Source organism: Lentzea sp. NPDC054927, from assembly GCF_053610285.1.
Map to the genome: position 1 here is coordinate 220,409 of NZ_JBSGXZ010000008.1, position 19,902 is coordinate 240,310.

Genomic DNA, 19,902 nt, shown 5'->3' on the forward strand with positions numbered 1-19,902 from the left:
CCGATGGCGTAGAACGGAAGCATGATCGCGATGCAGTACGAGATCACCCTGCCGTCGAACTACGACATGGAGATCATCCGTGAACGGGTCCGCACCCGCGGCCACTTCCTCGACGACTTCGAGGGCCTGGGTTTCAAGGCGTACCTGACGCGCGGCACGCAATACGCGCCGTTCTACGTGTGGAACACCTCGGCCGGCATGGCGAACTTCCTCTACCGCGGCGGCGGCTTCCAGGGCATTCTCGCCGACTTCGGACGACCTGTGGTCCAGCACTGGCCGGGTGTGGCGTTCCTGCGCGGAGACGCGGCCACAGCGAAGTTCGCGACGCGTCACATCACCAGGCTCGCACCCGAGGCGAACCCGATGGACGTCGTCCAGGCGGTAGAACTCGAAAAGACGCCCGGCCTGCACTCAGCGGCCGTCGGCGTGGATCCGCGCACGTGGGAAGTCGTGCGCTTCGAACTGTGGGAGGAACACCCCGGGGAAGAGGGTGTCTACGAAGTCCTCCACTTTTCCGAGCCGGAACTCGGGCAGATCACAGCAGGGTGAGCTGTTCCTGGTCCACGCGCGGAGCCGGAACACCCACCGGCAGACTGCCATCGGGCCATACGCCGTCGTCGTCACCGGGTACACCGGTGACGGCGTCGGTGGAACGACCCCGTGGCGCCAGCCCGTGCTTCTCGATCAACGGCACGACGCGCGCAGCCAGCCGGGCGCGATACCGCTTGTCCACATAGGACCCGGTTCCGTAGAGGTACCGGTAGGTCTCGACGAGATCCGGATGCTCACGACGAAGCCAGGCAGCGAACCACTCCTTCGCGCCAGGACGCAGATGCAACGGCAGCACCGTCACACCAGTGGCCCCAGCAGCCGCGATCTGCTCCAGCAGGAAGTCCAGCTGCTCAACGGAATCCGTCAGCTCAGGTAACACCGGAGCCACGAACACGCCGCAGGGCAACCCCGCGTCCCGCACCTTCCGCACCAGATCCAGTCGCGCGGCCGGCGTAGGAGTACCGGGTTCCAGCGACTTGTGCAGATCCCGATCCATCAACGCCAGCGAGACAGCGATCCCCACCGGCACGACCTCCGCCGCGGCGGAGAGCAACGGCAGATCACGCGCCAGCAAGGTTCCCTTCGTCAGGATCGAGAAGGGGGTGCGAGAGGCGGTCAACGCCTCGATGATCCCTGGCATCAAGGCGTACCGCCCCTCCGCCCGCTGGTACGGATCGGTGTTGGTGCCGAGCGCGACGTGTTCCTGCTTCCATTTGGCGGACCGCAGTTGCCGCGACAGCACCTCCCCCGCGTTGACCTTGACGATCAGCTGGTTGTCGAAGTCCTTGCCGGAGTCCAGATCCAGGTAGGTGTGGGTCTTGCGGGCGAAACAGTTGTGCGACACCACTCCGTTGGCGATGAAGTCAGCGGTGCCGGTCGAGATGTCGTAAAGCGTCATCTCTCCCAGCGGTTCCACCGACACGACGCCCAACGGCTGCTGCGACTTGATCGCCACGCCGTCGATGTCCCGCTTGCGCGTGATCGCCGGGTCGACGGTGTGGAAGAACCGCAGATTCTCCCGCAACCCGCCGCGCAGCCGCACGACGCGCACGCCACGACGGCGGCGCAGTTCCTCGATCGCGAAGTCGAAGTCGAAGTGCTTCAGAGCGATGCAGATCGCTTCCAGAACAGTGGCGTTGCGCGTCGACATGCGCAGGATGCTGCGCGAGCAGGTCCCGAGGTAGTCGAACGCACCGGCCAGGAATCCCTTGAGCCAGTCGGGGTTCGGGGCTATCTGCCAGTGCGCGAGCTCGCGCACTTGGTGCAGAAATCCCCTCCCTTCTCGCACACCGAAGTAGTCGAGATACTCCTGGGTGCGGTCCATGGCCTCGATGTCGGCCAGGGGGATCTTGAACTCGTGCTCGTCGTCCACCATGCCGCGCAGGTAGCCGCGGCGGTAGTCGTCGGTCACGGAGGGCTGCTCGACGAACGCCCCCGTGCCCATCAGCTTGTTGCCGGTCGTGAGGTGCGGACGGCGGCCGGTGCCCGCGGTCTCGCCGGTCACGTGCTTCCAGCCGCGGTCGGTCAGGAAGCGGTGATCACCGGACGCCACCACCGACGTGCCGTCCTCGAGCGTCAGCCGGTACGCGACCTTGCGCGTCTCCCAGTGCGCACGAACGGTCGTCAGCTTGTAGCGCCGATAGTTGCCGACGAGCTCAGTGCCGTAGATCTCATCGCCCTCCCGGAGGTCGGCCAACGGCTTGGTACGGCCGTCGCCCATGAGGATCGGGGTGTCGCCCGCCATGCAGTAGGTGCAGGCGTGTGAGCAGCCTCGATACGGGTTCACGGTCCACGAGAAGGGCAGCGACGAACCCGGTACCCCGTTGAGCACGGATTTGGCGCGGACCTCGTGGAACACCACGTCCGCGAACTCAGGAGTTCGTACGCTGCGCACCAGTCCCGGTAGCCCCGGTAGTGCCTGCTGCGGCTCTGCCTCGAGTTTCTGTCCGTCCCATCGCACACCTTCGATTCGAACACATGTTCGAACAGCGGTCAAGGAGAGCGCGTGTCACCCGAAAAGGTTGTCGAGATCGCCGGCTTCGTCACCGGAGCCCTGTGCGTGTGGCTTGTGGCCAGGCAAAACGCCTGGAACTGGCCCATCGGCATCGCCAACAACATCGCGTTCTTCGTGCTGTTCTGGGGCAGCGGACTGTATGCGGACTCCGGGTTGCAGGTCGTCTACGTCGTGCTCGCGGTCTACGGCTGGTGGGCGTGGCTGCGCGGCGGCGAGCAGCACACGACGCTGCACGTCAGCCGCACCACGCGGCAGCAGTGGATCTGGATCGCGGTCGCCGGCGTGCTCGGGACAGGGCTGCTGCACTGGGTGCTGGTGACGTTCACCGAGTCGACCGTGCCGTTCTGGGACGCGATCACGACGGTGTTGTCGCTGCTCGCGACCTGGGGACAGGCGCGCAAGAAGATCGAGTGCTGGTGGCTGTGGATCGCCGCGGACGTGATCTACGTGCCGCTCTACGCGTACAAGGAGCTGTACCTGACGGCTGTGTTGTACGTGGGGTTCATGGTGCTGTGCGTGATCGGGCTGCGTAACTGGACCAAGGACGAGGTGCGGGTGTGACGGAGTTCGAACACGCGTTGGTGCTCGGCAAGTTCTACCCACCGCACAACGGACACCACCACCTCATCGAGACGGCGGCCTCCCGCAGCGCACGCACGACGGTCACCGTGCTCGCGGCCTCTGCAGAGACCATCCCTCTCGAACACCGCGTGCGCTGGCTTTCCGACACCCACCGCGCGACGCCGGGTGTGCGGATCATCGGCGACCTCGACGACCACCCGATGGACTTCGACGCCGACGAGATCTGGGACCTGCACGTCCAACTGACACGCGCGGTGCTGGCCCGGCGTGCGATCGCGGACGGCGACCCGTCGAAGGCGCCGGTGGACGTCGTGTTCTCCAGCGAGAAGTACGGCGACGAGCTGGCCAGGCGGCTCGGCGCGCAGCACGTCCTCGTCGACGTGGACCGCCTCACGCATCAGATCTCCGGAACGGCCGTTCGCGATGATCCGATCGCGAACTGGCACCACCTCGCGCCCGCCACGCAACGTGGCCTGGGGCGGAAGGTCGTGGTCCTCGGCGCCGAGAGCACCGGCACGACGACGCTGTCGCGGCAGCTCACGGACCACTTCGCGGCGCCGTGGATCGCCGAGTACGGCCGCGAACACACCGAGCACAAACTGGCCGCCGCGCGAGCGTTTGCGGAGAACACCACTGTGGACGGTCTGGTGTGGACCTTGGGCGATTTCGAAGACGTGGCACGCGAACAGGAACGCCGCATCCAGGCCGAAACCGCGCCGCTGGTCATCGCGGACAACGACGCGTTCGCCGCCACCGTCTGGGGAGAGCGCTACCTCGGTTTCCGGCCGGAGATCTTCCTCGGCACCGAACCCGACCTCTACCTGCTGACCGATCACGCCGGCGTTCCGTTCGAACAGGACGGCTGGCGCGACGGCGAGCACATGCGGGAGTGGATGACCGGACTGTTCGAACAGGAGCTGACCCGGCGCGGGGTGCCGTGGCTCAAGCTGACCGAGGACAGGTTCGCGACCGCCGTAACGGCCGTCGAACAACTCATGAGGCAGGATGTCGCGCGTGGGTCACGGTCACGGGCATAGCCATGCGCTGAAGGACGAGGAACCCGCGTCGGAGCGCGTACGCACGTTGCTGATGTGGCTCCTGGTGCCGTTGGCGCTGGCCACGATCGTCGGCGCGGCGCTGCTCTATCCGTTCGGGCACGAGCAGAAGACCGGCGCGGAGATCGGTCTGCACCAGAAGCCCGTCAACGCGGTCGTCACCGGCGAGCAGGCGAACTGCGGTGAGAAGTGCATCGCGATCACCGTGCGGATGACCGACGGCGACGCGAGCGGGCAGAGCATCACGATCCCGAGCGTGAACGGCCCGGGAGCACCGCGCTTCAAGGTCGGTGACGAGGTCGTTCTGTCCTATTCGGGCAGCCAGCCGCAGGCCGCCGAGTCGTACCAGATCGTGGACTTCCAGCGCGGCTGGTCGCTCGTGGTGCTGGCACTGCTCTTCGCCGCGGCCGTGCTGTTGCTCGGACGATGGCAGGGACTCGCGGCGCTGGGTGCGTTGCTGCTGAGCTTCGTGGTGCTCGTGCTGTTCGTGATGCCGTCGATCCTGGCCGGCAAGAGCCCGCTGATGGTGGCGGTGGTCGGTGCCGGGCTGATCATGTTCGTGGTGCTCTACCTGACCCACGGCATCAGCGCCCGAACATCGACAGCCGTGCTCGGAACACTGGTCAGCCTCGCGCTGATCGGCGTGCTGGGCGCGTTGTTCTCGGCGGTGGCGTCGCTGACCGGGCTCGACGAGGACACGATCAACCTCGTCACCGTGCTCGGCACCGACATCGACACCCGAGGACTGCTGCTGGCGGGCACGTTGATCGGCGCGCTGGGCGTGCTCGACGACGTGACGGTCACGCAGACCAGTGCGGTGTGGGAGCTGCGCCGGGCCAACGACAAGCTGACGTGGCGCGAACTGTTCGCGGCCGGGTCGCGGATCGGCCGCGACCACATGTCGTCCGTGGTGAACACGCTCGTGATGGCGTATGCCGGTGCCGCGCTGCCGTTGCTGCTGGCGATCTCACTGGCCGGACGGTCGATGGGCGAGATCCTGACCGCGCAGCAGATCGCGCAGGAGATCGTGCGCACGCTCGTCGGCAGCATCGGCCTGGTGGCGGCCATCCCGGTCACCACCGCACTGGCCGCACTGGTCGCCGTGCGCCAAGAGGTCGCCCCCACGGCCGTGTCCAAGCCCAAGCCTGAGCCCGACGCCGAGTCCGACTCCGAGCGTGACTCGGAGCCGGAACCCAAGACCAAGACCGTGAAGCGCGCGAAGCCCGAACCGCCGCGGCGGCAGCGGATCGAGGGCGACCTCTACATCGGCTACGACCCCGACAAGGGGCCGTGGGAGCGACCGGGTGCTAGCCCGCGAGCAGCACGAAGAGCAGCGCCAGCACGCCAGGCACCACCTGCACGAAGAAGATCTTCCGGCTCGCCGTGAACGTGCCGTAGATGCCCGCGACGATCACGAACACCGTGAACAGCACCGACGCGCCGAAGTCCTGCCGGATCAGCGCGTAGATCAGGCCGGCGGCGAGGAAGCCGTTGTAGAGGCCCTGGTTCGCGGCGAGCGCCTTGGACGCCAGCGCGAACTCCGGCGTGATGCCGAACGCCTTCTGGCCACGCGGTGTCGTCCAGAGGAACATCTCCAGCACCACGATGTAGATGTGGATCAACGCCACCAGGGCGATCAGTACGTTCGCAACAACCTGCACGTGAAGGTCCTCCTCTGGACTGATACGCCCGATGAGACAATAGAGCAGTGGGAAGACAGCGGCCCGGCACAGAGGCGATCACCGAGTCGATCGACTCCGGCGTCGCCGAACTGGTTCCCGACATCGGTGGCCGTCGTTCGTGGACGTTGCGGGTCAACGGAACCCCACAGTCGCATGTGGACCAGGACGATCCGACGTACCTGGAGTTCGAGTACGTCCGCCGCCTGGGTCACATCGTCGATTTCACGGCGCCCTCGCGTGTTCTGCACCTGGGTGGTGGCGCGCTCACGCTAGCGCGGTACATCGCGGAATCGCTTCCACGGGCGTCTCAACAGGTCGCCGAGATCGACGCGGGCCTGATCGCGTTCATCCGCCGCGAGCTCCCGCCACCCCCTCGAGTGAAGATCACCACAGGCGACGCGCGCGCCGTGCTCGCCCGCACCCGCCCCGGCTCGTTCGACCTGGTGGTCTCGGACTGCTTCGCCGGAGCCCGCACGCCCGCGCACCTGACCTCGGTCGAGTTCGTGCGGCAGGCGTCCGCGGCGCTCGTCGAGGACGGGGTCTACGCGGCGAACATCGGCGACGGCAACGGCCTGCAGTTCGCCCGCGCCCAATGCGCCACCGTGCGCGCGGTGTTCGAACACGTCTGCGTGCTGGCCGAACCGGGCGTGTTCCGCGGCCGGAGGTTCGGCAACTTCGTGATCTTCGCCTCGCACACCGGCCTGCCGATGCAACAGCTGATGCGCGCGACGGCCGGCGATCCGTTCCCAGGCCGGGTCGAACACGGCACAGGCCTGACGAAGTTCATCGGTGGCGCACCAGTCACCACCGATGCGACCGCGACCCTGTCCCCCGCGCCGCCTTCGGGCCTCTGGGGCACCTGAGCCCAACTGGTTCCAGCTGGGTCCAGGTTGGAACCCACGCGGGATCCAGCTCAGTCCAGCGAGGTCACGAACTTCGACACGGCCTCCGGATGGAGCTTCTGCGCCATCCGCCCAGCCGGTGCCAGCGACCCGAGCCGGTACAACGGCCGGTCAGCCGCAGCCAGTCCGCGAGCCTCCGCCCGCAACTGAGCGACGAGCAGCTCCGAGAACACCAACCCAGGCGTGTCCCCACGGGCCGCCAGCGCGTCGGCCAGCCGGCGCAGCTGGTAAATCCCCAGCTCACGCCCACCGGTGCCCGCGTACATCGACAGGGCGATGTTGATCGCCTTCTTGCCACCCCGCACGAACAGCCCGACCGTCCGAGCCCCACGCAGATCCGTGACGAGCAGGTCCAGCGCATCGGCCACCGCGAGGTCGACCTTGCGCGTGCCGAACGCCCGCACGTACACCGTCGTGCCCTCGAGCCACACCGTGCGACGCGCCTCGGACATCGCCAGCAGGATCACCGGCACCGACACGATCAACCCGGCGATCACACCGGACCAGCGGCCACCGATGAACCCGACGATCGCGCCGAAGGCGAGGGCGACCATGAGGCCGCCGATCGCCACCATCCGCGCGCGCTTGCGAACCGTCGTCTTGTCCAGCAGGTCGAGAACGAGCTTGTCGTCGGAGTCGCTCACGGGGTCTCTCGCACCGCCTCGGCCACCGCGCCGCCCGCGTCCGACGCCAGCGCCTCGACACCGCCGGGCACACCGGCGAGGAGATCGCCAGGCCGCAACGCGTCCTGCACCGACGAGATCACGTCGGCCAGCGGCACCGTCACCTGGTCGCCCGTGGCGAGCGTCTTGATGCCGATGTTCCCGGCCTCCAGGTCGCGCTCACCGAGCACCAGCGCCAGCCGCGCACCGGACTTGTCCGCGGCCTTGAAGCCCGCCTTCATCGACCGGCCGCCGTAGACCAGGTCCGTCCGCACGCCCGCGGCACGCAGCTCACCGGCGATCGCGACCAGGCGGGCCCGAGCGGCCTCGCCCAGCGGCACGCCGATCACGTCGACCCGGCTGAACGACGGCAGCACGCCCTCGGCCTCGGCAGCCAGCAACGCGCGGTCGACGCCGAGGCCGAAGCCCACGCCGGACAGCTCCTGGCCGCCGAGCTGCGCCATCAGGCCGTCGTAGCGACCGCCGCCGCCGATGCCCGACTGCGCGCCCAGACCGTCGTGGACGAACTCGAACGTCGTCTTGGTGTAGTAGTCGAGGCCGCGGACCATGCGCGGGTTCTCGACGAACTTCACGCCCAGCTCGGTCAGGTAGCCCTTGACCGACTCGTAGTGCTCACGGCAGGCGTCGCACAGGTTGTCCACCATCAGCGGCGCGTCGGCGACCAGCGCACGCACCTCCGGCCGCTTGTCGTCGAGCACCCGCAGCGGGTTCAGCTCGGCGCGCTGACGAGTCGCCTCGTCCAGCGGCAGGTCGCTCAGGAACGCCTGCAGCTTCTCGCGGTACGCGGGACGGCAGTTGGCGTCACCCAGCGAGGTGAGTTCCAGCCGGTACCCGGTCAGCCCGATCGCGCGGAACCCGGCGTCACCGACGGCGATGACCTCGGCGTCCAGCGCCGGGTCGTCGATGCCGATCGCCTCGATGCCGACCTGGTGGAACTGCCGGTACCGGCCGGCCTGCGGGGCCTCGGCGCGGAAGAACTGGCCCGCGTAGTAGAGCTTCACCGGCAGCGAGCCGCGGTCGAGGCTGTGCTCGATCACCGCCCGCATCACGCCGGCGGTGCCCTCGGGGCGCAGCGTGATGGACCGGTCGCCGCGGTCGAGGAAGGTGTACATCTCCTTCGTCACGACGTCGGTCGACTCGCCGACACCGCGCGAGAACAGCGCCGTGTCCTCGAAGACCGGCAGCTCGACGTAGCCGTAGCCCGCGAGCTCGGCGGCACGGGTCAGGGTTGACCGAACGTGCACAAAAGCGGCGGACGTCGGCGGGATGTAGTCAGGAACGCCTTTGGGTGCGGAAAACACGTCTCTCAAAGTCCTCGGTGCGGGGCGGCCGCGCCCTCGGTGCGAACAGCGTCCTGCAGCTGGAGCAGGTAGGGGTTCGTCCCACGTTCGCGGCCAATGGTCGTCGAAGGTCCGTGGCCGGGCAGCACCACCGTGTCGTCGGGCAAGGTCAAGACCTTGCTCTGCAGAGACGACAACATGCGCGAGTGGTCACCGCCGGGCAGGTCGGTGCGTCCGATGGAACCGGCGAAGAGCGTGTCACCCGAGATCACCAGGCGACCCCCTTCCTGCACGCCGGAGCGGAACATCACCGACCCGCCGGTATGGCCCGGCGTGTGGTCGACGGTGATCTGCAACCCGGCGAGGTCGAGCTCGACCCCGTCGGTCAGCTCGCGGACCTCGGACGGCTCGCGCATCTCCAGGTTGCCGCCGAAGAACGCGGCCGACTCGCGGCTGACGCCCTTCAGGGGGTCGGAGAGCATCGCTACGTCATCCGGGTGGATGTAGGCGGGGATGTCGTTGCCGTCGCAGACCGGGGTGACGGAGAACGTGTGGTCGAAGTGCCCGTGCGTGAGCAGCACGGCGACAGGGGCGAGCTTGTACTCCCGCAGCGCCTGTTCGATCGGCTCGACCGCGTCCTGACCGGGGTCGATGATCACGCAGGGCTCGCCCTCACCGGCCGCCAGGACGAAGCAGTTCGCCTGGAGCGCACCAGTGGGGAACCCGATCACGAGCACGAAAATGACCTCCCTGTTCAACCACAGCCTAACCACCACACAAAGCTCATATGCCCAGGCCCTAGACTGCCGAGCCGACCGCCCTATTCGCATGAGTCCCTGGGGAGGGAGCACGTGCCCACCAACGAGCAGCGACGCGCGGCAGCCAAGCGCAAGCTTGAGCGTCAGATGGTCTACCGCCAGGAGCGGGCCAAGAAGCGTCGCATCATCGCCGTCGTCTCGACGGTCGTCGTTGTTGCGCTCGTCGGAAGTGGTGTGTGGTGGCTCGCGACCCACGACTTCGGTAACGGCGACGCCGCCGCGTCGGAGACTCCCCAGCAGGAGTCGGTGGACAAGGCGGAGAACATTCCGACCGCGTTGCACCAGATTCCGAAGCGCCCGACCGCGCTGCCGGAAAAAGTGAACTGTGAATACACGAAGGGCCAGGAGCCGGCGGCCAAGGAGAACACGCCGCCCGCGAACGGCGAGCAGCCCGCCACCGGAACCGTGGCGCTCACGCTCGGCACCTCCATCGGTGACCTGAAGTTCAACCTGGACCGCGCGCTCGCGCCGTGCACGGTGAACAACTTCGTGAGCCTGGCGAAGCAGAAGTACTTCGACAACACCACCTGCCACCGCCTCGTGGTGACCGGCATCCAGGTCCTGCAGTGCGGCGACCCCGGCGGCAACGGCATGGGCGGCCCCGGCTACTCGTTCAAGGACGAGGTCTACCCGGAGCTCACCTACGGCCGCGGCGTGCTCGCCATGGCGAACTCGGGCCCGGACACCAACGGCTCGCAGTTCTTCATCGTCTACGGCGACGGCGCGAACCTGAAGCCCGCGTACACCGTGTTCGGCACGGTCGACGAGGAGTCGCTGAAGAAGATCGACGAGGTCGCGAAGACCGGCACGATCTCGCAGCAGCCGGGTCAGGGTGACGGCAAGCCGAAGACGCCGGTCGACATCAAGTCGGCGGCAGTGGCCAACTAACACGGTCGCCAACTAAGTGGCCGCGAGCTAGCCCCGCGAACACAGCACACCGAGAAAAGGCCCCCGGAGCGATCCGGGGGCCTTTTCCGTCTGCTGGTTCCGTCTGCCGGTTACGAGGCTGAGGTCACGCGGTAGACGTCGTAGACGCCCTCAACGCTCCGCACAGCCTTCAGAACGTGTCCCAGGTGCTTCGGATCACCCATCTCGAACGAGAAGCGCGAGACGGCCACACGGTCCCTCGACGTCGTCACCGACGCCGACAGGATGTTCACCCGCTCGTCGGCCAGGACCTTCGTGACGTCCGAGAGCAGCCGGTGCCGGTCGAGCGCCTCCACCTGGATGGCCACCAGGAACACCGAGGAGGCCGACGGGGCCCACTCGACGTCCAGCAACCGCTCCGGCGACTTCAGCAGCTCGTCCGCGTTCGTGCAGTCGGTGCGGTGCACGGACACGCCGCCACCACGCGTCACGAAGCCCAGGATGTCGTCGCCCGGCACCGGAGTGCAGCAACGGGCGAGCTTCACCCACACGTCGCCCGCGTCCTTGACGATCACGCCCGCGTCGCCGGTGGGGCGGCGCCGGGTGACCGTGGACGGGGTGGCGCGGTCGGCCAGCTCCTCCTCGGCGTGGTCCACACCGCCGAGCTGGGCCACGAGGCGTTGCACGACGTGCCGGGCCGAGGTGTGACCCTCGCCGACCGCCGCGTACAGCGCGCTCATGTCCGGGTAGTGCAGTTCCTTCGCGAGGGCCTGCATGGAGTCGACCGACACGAGGCGCTGGATCGGCAGACCGACCCTGCGGACCTCCTTGGTGATCGCGTCCTTGCCCTGCTCGATCGCCTCTTCCTTGCGCTCCTTGGCGAACCACTGCTTGATCTTCGCCTTGGCGCGCGGGGAAGCGACGAACGACAGCCAGTCACGAGACGGACCGGCACCCTCCGCCTTGGAGGTGAAGATCTCGACGACCTCGCCGTTCTCGAGCTTGCGCTCCAGAGCGACCAGGCGACCGTTCACGCGGGCACCGATGCACCGGTGACCGACCTCGGTGTGGACGGAATAGGCGAAGTCGACCGGCGTGGAGCCCGTCGGCAACGTCTCGACGTCACCCTTGGGCGTGAACACGAAGATCTCGCGCGCGGCGAGGTCCCAGCGCAGGCCCTCCAGGAACTCACCGGGGTCCGCGGCTTCCCGCTGCCAGTCGAGGAGCTGACGCATCCACGCCATCTCGTCGATCTCGACGGACTTGCCGTTGTGCGTGCCCTTGGTCTCCTTGTAGCGCCAGTGCGCCGCGATGCCGTACTCGGCCCGCTGGTGCATCTCCGAGGTGCGGATCTGCACCTCGAGAGGCTTGCCGTCGGGACCGATCACGGTCGTGTGCAGCGACTGGTACACGCCGAACCGCGGCTGCGCGATGTAGTCCTTGAACCGCCCGGGCATCGGCTGCCAGGCGGCGTGGACGACACCCATCGCGGCGTAGCAGTCGCGCACCTCGTCGACCAGGATCCGCACACCCACGAGGTCGTGGATGTCGTCGAAGTCGCGGCCGCGGACGATCATCTTCTGGTTGATCGAGTAGTAGTGCTTCGGCCGCCCTTCGACCTTCGCGACGATCCGCGCGGCCTCCAGCTGACCGTTCAGCTCGTCGACGACGGTCCGCAGGTACGTGTCGCGACTCGGCGCGCGCTTCGCGACCAGGCGGACGATCTCGTCGTACTTCTTCGGCTGCAGGATCGCGAACGCGAGGTCCTCCAGCTCCCACTTCACGGTCGCCATGCCCAGGCGGTGGGCCAGCGGCGCGAGCACTTCGAGCGTCTCGCGCGCCTTGCGGGCCTGCTTCTCGGGCGGCAGGAACCGCATGGTGCGCATGTTGTGCAGCCGGTCGGCGAGCTTGATGACCAGAACCCGCGGGTCCTTCGCCATCGCGATGACCATCTTGCGGATGGTCTCGGCCTCGGCCGCTGCCCCCAGCTTGACCTTGTCGAGCTTCGTGACGCCGTCGACGAGACGAGCGACTTCCTCGCCGAAGTCGTCCTTCAGCTGCCCCAGTGAGTAATCGGTGTCTTCAACGGTGTCGTGCAGCAGCGCTGCCACCAGCGTCGTGGTGTCCATGCCCAGCTCGGCGAGGATCGTCGCCACGGCGAGCGGGTGGGTGATGTACGGGTCGCCGGACTTGCGGCGCTGCGGGCGGTGCTTCTCCTCGGCAACGTCATATGCGTGCTGCAGAAGCGCCAGATCGGCCTTGGGATGGAGGTCGTAGTGCGCGGCGGCGAGAGGTTCGAGGACCTGCTTCACCGGGGCCGCACGTTGGGCGGTGATACGCCGCGCAAGGCGGGCGCGCACACGCCGGGTCGCCGACGGTTGAACAACCGTCGCAGCGGGTTCGGTGTCTTGACTCAACCCCACGCTCCTCGGGTCTCGCGAGTACCGAGGATAACGCGTTTACGCTGACGAAACTTCCGATGGCGCGCTGAGCGGCACAGCTCACACGGTGAACGCCGACCAAACTTTTGCTGGGCCGATCAGGCGACGCTCACCACGAACGCCCGCCAGGCCTGAATCGAGAAGGCCAGCACGTCACCCCGAGTGGCCTTCGAGTCACGCACAAGCGCGTCGCGCTCGAGGGACACCTCCACACACGCGCTGTCGTGCTGGCCGCTGCTGTAGGAGGCCTTACGCCAGCTCCGCTCGTGGCTCATCGGAGTCCTTTCGGAGTCTGCTGACGTAGCTCGCCAGCAAGCTCCGCGATTGTCCCTCATCCAAGGCGACGGTATCCAACCACTTGAAGAACTCCCGGCTCTCCGCGATGGCGGCGCCGTCGTGCGCGAAGACCCTGGCCAAGTCGGTCTCGCTGTATGCGACGGGCACCAGCTTCTCGAAGCTGAAGAGCATTCGCGCGGACATCCTGATCACTGCTGGACCAGCGGACATCGGCACAATCCGAAGGCCGTGAGTGTGGAAAAGCATGCGGAGGTACTGCTCCTCCATGATGCGCTCATCGCCCACCTGGAGCTGAAGGGCCAGTTCGTGCACGTAGAACATGCACTCTGGCCGATTCGGCCGCCGCATGACGGCCTGCCGCTCCATGCGGGACTTGAAGCCCCTCTCCAGCTGTTCCGGCGTGTTGCGACCAGTGGTGAGCAAGGCTCGCGCGTACTCAGGGATCTGGATGAGGCCGGGGACCGACAGCACGTCGTAGCAAGTGATCTTCTTCGCCTGCGCCTCCGCTAGGGCCAGCGTGCGCAGGTTGTCCGGCACAAGCGCGACGTACGCGTCGAAGGCGTAGCGGTAGCGGTCGCGGAACGCCTCGAAGTAGTTGCTGTCGCGGCCGCACGTCATCAGGTACTGCACCAGGTCGATCTCGCTCGCACGCGCCTTGCCCTTCTCGATGTTCGACACCTTGCTCGGGTCCCAGCCGAGTTCCTCGGCGAAGGCGGCGCCGGTCAACGTCGTGAACTTCTCGCGGAGGCGCCGCAACTCGTCGCCCAGGTCGCGGCTGTAGGCGGTGGAGGTGATCGCAGTCATGCGAACGACCGTAGGGATTGGCCCTGCTCCACGAACTCTCTCCTTTGGGTGGAAACGGCTGGTCGCAGTACTGGTCTCGGGGGCGCTAGCCGGCGAGGTGCCAGCTGTCGCGGTGAGCGGTGTTGGTTCTGGGGGTGCGGGCAGGGTCGAGCCATGAGGGTGGGATGAAGGTGGGGATCCCATGGAGCAACTTCACCTCCCAATCGCTTTGGTGGATCAAGGTGTGGTGGTGGCGGCACAGCAGCACCGCGTTGTCGACTGAGGTCTCGCCGCCCTGGGACCAGTGTCTGATGTGGTGGGCGTCGCAGTGTTTGGGCGGCCGGTCGCAGCCGGGGAAGGCGCAGCCCTGGTCTCTGGCTACGAGGAGGCGGCGGATCGCGGCGGTGAAGGTGCGGGCTTTGCGGCCGATGTTCGTCTGCTCGGACCTGCCGCCCAGGACCACTGGGATGACTCCCGCGTTGCAGGCGAGGCGGCGGACCAGCGTGGCCGGGATGCGTTCGCGGTTGTCCAGGGTCGCGAACCCGATCTGCTGCACCAGGTCCTGGTAGGCCATCGTGAGGGTGAGCGTGACCGGCTCACCGCCGTGCTCCGGCAGCCGATCGGCGCGCAGCATCAGGTCCACGAGGTCGGCGAAGGCATCACCCTCGCGCTCGGCACGCGAGCGCGGATCCGGGCCTTCCTCCGGCGTGGTCGGGCGGGGCTTGGCCAGCGGGTCGATCATCGCCTCGAACTTGGCACCCGTGACCTTGTCCAGCTTGGCGGAGATCTCCAGCTGGTCGCCCTTCCACTGCATCCGCAGGCGGTTGACCGGCGGTTGGGGTTCGGACTCGCGCGGCTCCGGGTCTTGCTGGTGGAGCCGGTACGCCAGCTCCTTGCCGAACGAGCGCACCGCACTCGGCTCGTGCTCCCGCGCGAACCCGACCACGTGCTCTTCCGCCTCGGGCGGAAGGTCCTTCATCACCTCGGCGACCGCCGAGATGTGCTCGCCTGACAGCACGCCCTCCGCCACCGCGCCGGCGGTGACGGGCAACTCCGGCTCCAGCACCGACCCGGTCGGCGTGATGTCACGAGCGAGCACCTCGGCCCGCGCGACCCACTGCCGCGCGGTCTTCAGGTCCCACCGCACCGCGTGCCGCAAGATCTGAGACACATTCTTGTATCCCAAATCGGCCGCAGCGCCACGCCTTTCCAGTTCGGCGATCTTCTGCATCATCGCGTGCTCGAGAACGCGAATTTCCACCACGTCTCCGACGACTGCATCGAGCAGCTCGTCGGTAGACAGGAGGCGGAAGTCCGGTTCGCTCATGCGTTCGAGATTACCGCAGGATCACGACGTAAACGCACGTCAGCGGGTTCACGTTCGAGTGAATCTACTTGATCAAGCACTGTGCGATGCGTTATCGCGCACCTCTCTAGACGTGCACAACGGACACAACTACCTACACGGCAAAAATGCACACACGCGCAAACCCAGGTCGGCGAAGACGCCATTGAATCCACTTGAGAGAATCACGACCATGAGGACACTGCTCTGGTGCGCCGCGATGACGCTCGTGTGGCTCGGCACGATGGCGTACCTGGCCCTCGACGACCCGGACTACATCGATCCGAGGTCGATCATCGGCTCGTCCGTGGGCTGGCTGGTCGCGACCGCGCTGAGCTGGCTGGTGCTGCGCCGGGCCAAAGCGCCGCAGCTGTGGGAGATCGCCGTGGTGACCGCGCCCGCGTCGCTCGTGACGCTGGTGTTCGTGACCATCGGCGCCGCCTTCGTCGCACCACCGCCGGCCTGAGAGGATCGGCAGCGATGGAGCAGCACACGCACGTTCACCGCCCGTACTGGCAATGCCTGGCGTTCGCAAGCATCTGGTACGCCGCGATCGTCCTGCTCAACGTGTGGGGCGACAACGTGCTCAGCACCCTGCTGCTCGGCGTTGTGCCATGGCTGGGCACCTCGGTGGCGCTGCTACGAGTCGCGCACGGCGGCATGAAGGCGTGGCGGCTGATCCTGCTGGGCCTGCCGATCTTCTACTTCCTGTGGGCGCTGACGGTCGTCGTCGCAGCCAGGTTCGTGACGGCCGCGCCACCCCTCTGACATGCTTGGTGACTCGTCGTGAGTCGACGACAGGTCTGGGGGGACCAAATGCAGCCGAATCCGTCCGCATCGCCACCACGTTCAACAACGCGACCCGTGCGAGAAGGCACGCCATTTCTGCACGTCGCAGCGGGTGCCGGAATCTGGTACCTCGTGATCGTCGCCCGGTCCATCGTCGGCGCGCTGAACACGCGGACCGGCTGGGACGGTGTGGTGCCCGCGCTGGTCGACGGCGGGATCCTGTTCGCGGTGACCACGACCGTGACGTGGCTGATCCTGCTGAGGAGGCGCCTCAAGGCGTGGACGCTGATCCCGTTCACGGTGCCGATCTACATCGCGGTGGCGATCGTGATCGGCTTGATCACGTCGCCGGGCTAGACCGCGAGCAGCGCGCTGACCTCGCGGCCCGCGAGCCGTGAGCGACCGCCCAGAGCCGCGATCTCCAGCACCACCGACACACCCGTCACGATGCCGCCCGCCCGCTCCACGAGCTTGCAGGCGGCCTCCGCGGTGCCACCGGTGGCCAGCACGTCGTCGACCACGACGACGCGTTGTCCCGGATGGATCGCGTCCGCGGGCAGCTCCAGCGAGGCCTTGCCGTACTCCAGGTCGTAGGACTCGGAGTCGGCGACCACCGGCAGCTTGCCCGGTTTGCGCAGCGGCACGACGCCGTAGCGCCAGCCGTAGCCCAGGGCAGCACCCAGGAGGAAGCCGCGCGACTCGATGGCGGCGATCACCTGGGTGCTGTCGTCGATCTTGTCCTGAAGTGCGTCGACCATGGCGCGCAAGGCGTCCGGGTCGGCCAGGACGGGCGTGAGGTCCCTGAAGACGACCCCGGGCTTGGGGAAGTCGGGGACCTCACGCATCAGTCCCAGAGCACGATCCAACTTCAACGCTGACGCTTCCCGGTCGGGCGGCGGCGCGAGTCCGCGGCCTTGGCGGTGCGGTGAGGCACCGACGCGGCGGCGGCCATCGCCTCTTCCTTGCGCAGGTCGGAGGACAGCGCTTCGTCGTCCACCGACTCGATGCCCTCGGCGACCTGGGGACCCGCGGCCTTGGCGCGGCGGGCGGCCACGCGCTTGGCCTGCGAGATGTACTTCGGGTCGCGCATCTTGAGGTCGACCAGCACCGGCGTCGCGATGAAGATCGACGACAGGGCGCCGATGAACATACCGACGAGCTGCACGAGCGCCAGGTCCTGGAGCGTGCCGACGCCCAGGATGCCGACGCCGACGACCAGCAGGCCGATGACCGGCAGCAACGCGATCAGCGAGGTGTTGATCGAGCGCATCAGGGTCTGGTTCAGCGCCAGGTTGGCGGCCTCGCCGTAGGTGCGGCGGGTCAGGCCCAGCAGGCCCCGGGTGTTCTCCTTGACCTTGTCGAACACGACGACCGTGTCGTACAGGGAGAAACCAAGGATGGTGAGCAGACCGACCACCGTCGCCGGCGTCACCTCGAACCCGATGAGCGAGTACACGCCCGCGGTGATGATGACGTCGTGGAACACGGCGACGAGCGCGCCGACGGCCATCCGCCACTCGAAGTAGAACGCCAGGAACGCGGTCACCGCGACGAAGAACCAGAACAGGGCCCACAGGGCCTTGCCGCTGATCTCACCGCCCCAGGACGCGGACACGGCGCTGTCGGAGATGGCGCCCTGACCGCCCTGCGGCTTGGTGTCCTGCGCCAGAGCCGTCTTGAGGGTCGCGACCTCGCCGATGTTCAGCGCGGGCGACTTGATCTGGATCGTCGCGCTGGCACCGGAGCCGACGGCCTGCACGGCGTTCGGCTTCTTGCCGGGCAGTGCCTTCGCGTACGCGTCCTCGACGGAGGCCGGCGTGATGGTCTGGCTCGACTCCGACACCGACGGCATCGAGATCTTCGTGCCGCCCTTGAAGTCGATGCCCAGGTTGAAGCCGTTGAACACCATCGAACCGATGCACACCAGCAGGATGATGCTCGAGGTGATGTACCAGCGGATGCGCTTGCCGACGATGTCGAAAGCGCCGTTGCCGACATAGAGGCGCGTGAACACGTTGCTCATGTCAGGCCTCCTTCACGGCAGCGGTCTTGCCGGACGTGCCCGCGCGGTGAGACGCACCCTCGCGCAGGGCGCCGCCCAGTCCGGACAGTTTCGGGTTGGACAGGAACTTGGACTTCGAGGCCATCGCGACCAGCGGGTGCGTCACGAGGAACACGACCACGAGGTCGAGGACCGTCGACATGCCCAGGGTGAACGCGAAGCCCTTCACCTGGCCGACCGCGATGATGTACAGCACGGCGGCGGCGATGAAGCTGACCGCGTCGGCGCTCAGGATCGTGCGGCGGGAGCGAACCCACGCGCGCGGCACGGCCGAGCGGAACGTGCGGCCTTCACGCACTTCGTCCTTCAGTCGTTCGAAGAAGACGATGAACGAGTCGGCTGTGATACCGATGGCGACGATGAAGCCTGCGATGCCGGCGAGGTCGAGGGTGAACCCGATCATGCGGCCCAGCAGGACCAGCACGGCGTAGATGATGAGGCCGGACAGACCCAGCGACAGGATCGTCAGGATGCCGAGCAGGCGGTAGTAGAACATGCAGTAGACGAACACCAGCGCGAGGCCGATGCCGCCGGCGATCAGACCCGCCTTGAGCGACTGCAGGCCGAGCGTCGGGGAGATCGTCTGCGCCTCGGACGAGTCGAAGGACAGCGGCAGCGCGCCGTACTTCAGCGTGTTCGCGAGGTTCTGGGCTTCCTTCAGCGTGAACTTGCCGCTGATCTCGGTCGAGCCGCCCTCGATCGCCGACTGGATGTTCGGCGCGGACATGACCTCGCCGTCGAGCACGACCGCGACGGCCTGCTGGACGTTGGCCGAGGTGAACTTGGCCCACTTCGAGCCGCCGTCGGACTTGAAGTCCAGGTTGACGACGTAGCCGGTGCCGTTCGGGTTGTTGTTGGCCGCGGCGTTGTTGATGTCCTCACCGGTGAGGCGGGTGTAGTTCGTGTAGTCGTCCGGCTTGGTCTGGGTGTCCTCCTTGGGAGGGTTGACCGGAGCCAGCGTGTACTTGAACTCGCCCTTCTCGTCACAGGTGACGAGCGGCTTGTCGAGGTCGTCGTTGCCGCGCAGCGGGTCGGGCTGCGTGCAGTCGAGCATGATCGCGGCCTGCTGCAGGATCTGCGGGTCCGTGGCCTGGCGCAGCGCCTTGGCCTCCTGGATCTCCTTCGCGACCTTCGGGTCGACGTTGGAGGGGGCCGGCGGCGTGCTCGGCGCGGTGCTCGACGGAGCGGTGCTGCTGCTCGGCGGCGTGCTGGACGGCTGCGCGGCGAGGTTCGGCGCGGGGCGGCCCTGCGGAGCGTTGCTCGACGAGGGGGTGCCCGCGCTCTGGCTCGGCGGAGTCGACGGCGGCGTGCTCGCGCTGCTCGACGGCGTGCCGCTCGACGAGGTCTGCGGAGCGGTCGGCGTGCCCGCCGGGACCGGCTGACCGATGACCTTGCGGAACGCGAGGCGGGCGGTCTGGCCGAGGCCCTTCGCGCCTTCGCTGTCCGCGCCCGGCACGGTGATCACCAGGTTGTTGCCGTCTCGCACGACCTCGGCACCGGAGACACCGAGACCGTTGACGCGCACCTCGATGAGGTCACGTGCCCGGTTCAGCGCTTCCTCGCTCGGTTGGGCGCCGTCTTCCTGACGCGCGGTCAGGGTGACGAGAGTGCCGCCCTGGAGGTCGATTCCGAGCTTGGGTTTGGCCGAACCGTTCCCGGTGAGAAACACCAGGGCGTAGAGCGCGACCACGATGAGGACAAAACCCGCCAAATACTTCGCAGGGCGAATTTGCCCGGCCGGAGGTGCCAC

The 19,902-nt window shown here is 67.4% G+C and carries 20 protein-coding genes and 1 pseudogene; 9 read left to right on the forward strand and 12 right to left on the reverse strand.

Going from position 1 to position 19,902, the window contains the following annotated elements; all coding sequences use genetic code 11:
* The first annotated feature begins 21 nt into the window (after positions 1-21).
* On the forward strand, positions 22-549 hold the full coding sequence (locus ACWGE0_RS15735; RefSeq protein WP_452261594.1) for a DUF4865 family protein: 528 nt from the start codon (positions 22-24) through the stop codon (positions 547-549).
* Here ACWGE0_RS15735 and ACWGE0_RS15740 read toward each other — a convergent pair.
* Positions 536-2,512: an intein-containing Rv2578c family radical SAM protein gene (locus tag ACWGE0_RS15740; protein ID WP_452261595.1), complete on the reverse strand. Its 1,977-nt coding sequence runs from the start codon at positions 2,510-2,512 to the stop codon at positions 536-538. The two genes, ACWGE0_RS15735 and ACWGE0_RS15740, sit on opposite strands and share 14 nt — an antisense overlap.
* A gap of 45 nt (positions 2,513-2,557) precedes the next feature.
* Here ACWGE0_RS15740 and pnuC point away from each other — a divergent pair, with 45 nt between their 5' ends.
* The 3 genes from pnuC to ACWGE0_RS15755 are packed head-to-tail and all read left to right on the forward strand — an operon-like array spanning position 2,558 to position 5,590.
* Positions 2,558-3,127: a nicotinamide riboside transporter PnuC gene (gene pnuC / locus ACWGE0_RS15745; RefSeq protein ID WP_452261596.1), complete on the forward strand. Its 570-nt coding sequence runs from the start codon at positions 2,558-2,560 to the stop codon at positions 3,125-3,127.
* Positions 3,124-4,185, forward strand: coding sequence for an AAA family ATPase (locus ACWGE0_RS15750; protein ID WP_452261597.1), 1,062 nt, complete (start codon positions 3,124-3,126; stop codon positions 4,183-4,185). The genes pnuC and ACWGE0_RS15750 overlap by 4 nt, the downstream gene beginning before the upstream one ends.
* A complete protein-coding gene (locus ACWGE0_RS15755) occupies positions 4,163-5,590 on the forward strand; it encodes a YibE/F family protein (protein ID WP_452261598.1) in 1,428 nt (475 codons plus the stop codon). The genes ACWGE0_RS15750 and ACWGE0_RS15755 overlap by 23 nt, the downstream gene beginning before the upstream one ends.
* Here the strand turns inward: ACWGE0_RS15755 and ACWGE0_RS15760 are convergent.
* Positions 5,511-5,864 (reverse strand): DUF1304 domain-containing protein, encoded by a 354-nt coding sequence (locus tag ACWGE0_RS15760; protein ID WP_452261599.1) that lies wholly within the window; start codon positions 5,862-5,864, stop codon positions 5,511-5,513. The genes ACWGE0_RS15755 and ACWGE0_RS15760 overlap by 80 nt on opposite strands.
* 47 nt (positions 5,865-5,911) lie before the next feature.
* Between ACWGE0_RS15760 and ACWGE0_RS15765 the strand changes: the two genes are divergently transcribed.
* Complete coding sequence (locus tag ACWGE0_RS15765) at positions 5,912-6,748, forward strand: spermidine synthase (RefSeq protein ID WP_452261600.1); 837 nt, start codon at positions 5,912-5,914, stop codon at positions 6,746-6,748.
* 50 nt (positions 6,749-6,798) lie between these two features.
* Here ACWGE0_RS15765 and ACWGE0_RS15770 read toward each other — a convergent pair whose 3' ends face one another.
* The 3 genes and pseudogenes from ACWGE0_RS15770 to ACWGE0_RS15780 form a co-directional block, all read right to left on the reverse strand.
* Positions 6,799-7,431 (reverse strand): hypothetical protein, encoded by a 633-nt coding sequence (locus ACWGE0_RS15770; protein ID WP_452261601.1) that lies wholly within the window; start codon positions 7,429-7,431, stop codon positions 6,799-6,801.
* An 89-nt stretch (positions 7,432-7,520) separates the two neighbouring features.
* A pseudogene (hisS, locus tag ACWGE0_RS15775) lies at positions 7,521-8,771 on the reverse strand (histidine--tRNA ligase); the annotation flags it as partial.
* 5 nt (positions 8,772-8,776) lie between these two features.
* Positions 8,777-9,487, reverse strand: a complete 711-nt coding sequence (locus ACWGE0_RS15780) for an MBL fold metallo-hydrolase (RefSeq protein WP_452261602.1) — start codon at positions 9,485-9,487, stop codon at positions 8,777-8,779.
* Positions 9,488-9,601: 114 nt separating this feature from the next.
* Here ACWGE0_RS15780 and ACWGE0_RS15785 point away from each other — a divergent pair, with 114 nt between their 5' ends.
* Positions 9,602-10,456: a peptidylprolyl isomerase gene (locus tag ACWGE0_RS15785; protein ID WP_452261603.1), complete on the forward strand. Its 855-nt coding sequence runs from the start codon at positions 9,602-9,604 to the stop codon at positions 10,454-10,456.
* Positions 10,457-10,566: 110 nt separating this feature from the next.
* Here the strand turns inward: ACWGE0_RS15785 and ACWGE0_RS15790 are convergent, their stop codons facing one another.
* The 4 genes from ACWGE0_RS15790 to ACWGE0_RS15805 form a co-directional block, all read right to left on the reverse strand.
* The gene (locus tag ACWGE0_RS15790) at positions 10,567-12,852 is read right to left on the reverse strand and encodes a RelA/SpoT family protein (RefSeq protein ID WP_406601565.1); all 2,286 of its coding nucleotides are present in this window, start codon (positions 12,850-12,852) and stop codon (positions 10,567-10,569) included.
* 122 nt (positions 12,853-12,974) lie between these two features.
* Positions 12,975-13,151 carry a DUF397 domain-containing protein gene (locus ACWGE0_RS15795; RefSeq protein ID WP_452261604.1) on the reverse strand — a complete coding sequence of 59 codons (177 nt, stop codon included), beginning with the start codon at positions 13,149-13,151 and terminating at the stop codon, positions 12,975-12,977.
* Positions 13,126-13,977 (reverse strand): helix-turn-helix domain-containing protein, encoded by an 852-nt coding sequence (locus tag ACWGE0_RS15800; protein ID WP_452261605.1) that lies wholly within the window; start codon positions 13,975-13,977, stop codon positions 13,126-13,128. The genes ACWGE0_RS15795 and ACWGE0_RS15800 overlap by 26 nt, the downstream gene beginning before the upstream one ends.
* Before the next feature lie 85 nt (positions 13,978-14,062).
* Positions 14,063-15,283: a DUF222 domain-containing protein gene (locus ACWGE0_RS15805; RefSeq protein WP_452261606.1), complete on the reverse strand. Its 1,221-nt coding sequence runs from the start codon at positions 15,281-15,283 to the stop codon at positions 14,063-14,065.
* A gap of 211 nt (positions 15,284-15,494) precedes the next feature.
* Between ACWGE0_RS15805 and ACWGE0_RS15810 the strand changes: the two genes are divergently transcribed.
* The 3 genes from ACWGE0_RS15810 to ACWGE0_RS15820 all read left to right on the forward strand — a co-directional run bounded on the left by ACWGE0_RS15810 (position 15,495) and on the right by ACWGE0_RS15820 (position 16,447).
* Positions 15,495-15,767, forward strand: coding sequence for a hypothetical protein (locus tag ACWGE0_RS15810; RefSeq protein WP_452261607.1), 273 nt, complete (start codon positions 15,495-15,497; stop codon positions 15,765-15,767).
* Positions 15,768-15,781: 14 nt separating this feature from the next.
* Positions 15,782-16,069, forward strand: coding sequence for a hypothetical protein (locus ACWGE0_RS15815; RefSeq protein ID WP_452261608.1), 288 nt, complete (start codon positions 15,782-15,784; stop codon positions 16,067-16,069).
* Positions 16,070-16,165: 96 nt separating this feature from the next.
* Complete coding sequence (locus tag ACWGE0_RS15820; protein ID WP_452261609.1) at positions 16,166-16,447, forward strand: hypothetical protein; 282 nt, start codon at positions 16,166-16,168, stop codon at positions 16,445-16,447.
* Here the strand turns inward: ACWGE0_RS15820 and ACWGE0_RS15825 are convergent.
* From ACWGE0_RS15825 to secD, 3 genes are read right to left on the reverse strand one after another with little or no spacing between them, the layout of a single operon-like run.
* Positions 16,444-16,935, reverse strand: a complete 492-nt coding sequence (locus ACWGE0_RS15825) for an adenine phosphoribosyltransferase (protein ID WP_452261610.1) — start codon at positions 16,933-16,935, stop codon at positions 16,444-16,446. The genes ACWGE0_RS15820 and ACWGE0_RS15825 overlap by 4 nt on opposite strands.
* Positions 16,936-16,958: 23 nt before the next feature.
* A complete protein-coding gene (gene secF / locus ACWGE0_RS15830) occupies positions 16,959-18,113 on the reverse strand; it encodes a protein translocase subunit SecF (protein ID WP_452261611.1) in 1,155 nt (384 codons plus the stop codon).
* 1 nt (position 18,114) lies between these two features.
* Positions 18,115-19,902 carry a protein translocase subunit SecD gene (gene secD / locus ACWGE0_RS15835; protein ID WP_452261612.1) on the reverse strand — a complete coding sequence of 596 codons (1,788 nt, stop codon included), beginning with the start codon at positions 19,900-19,902 and terminating at the stop codon, positions 18,115-18,117.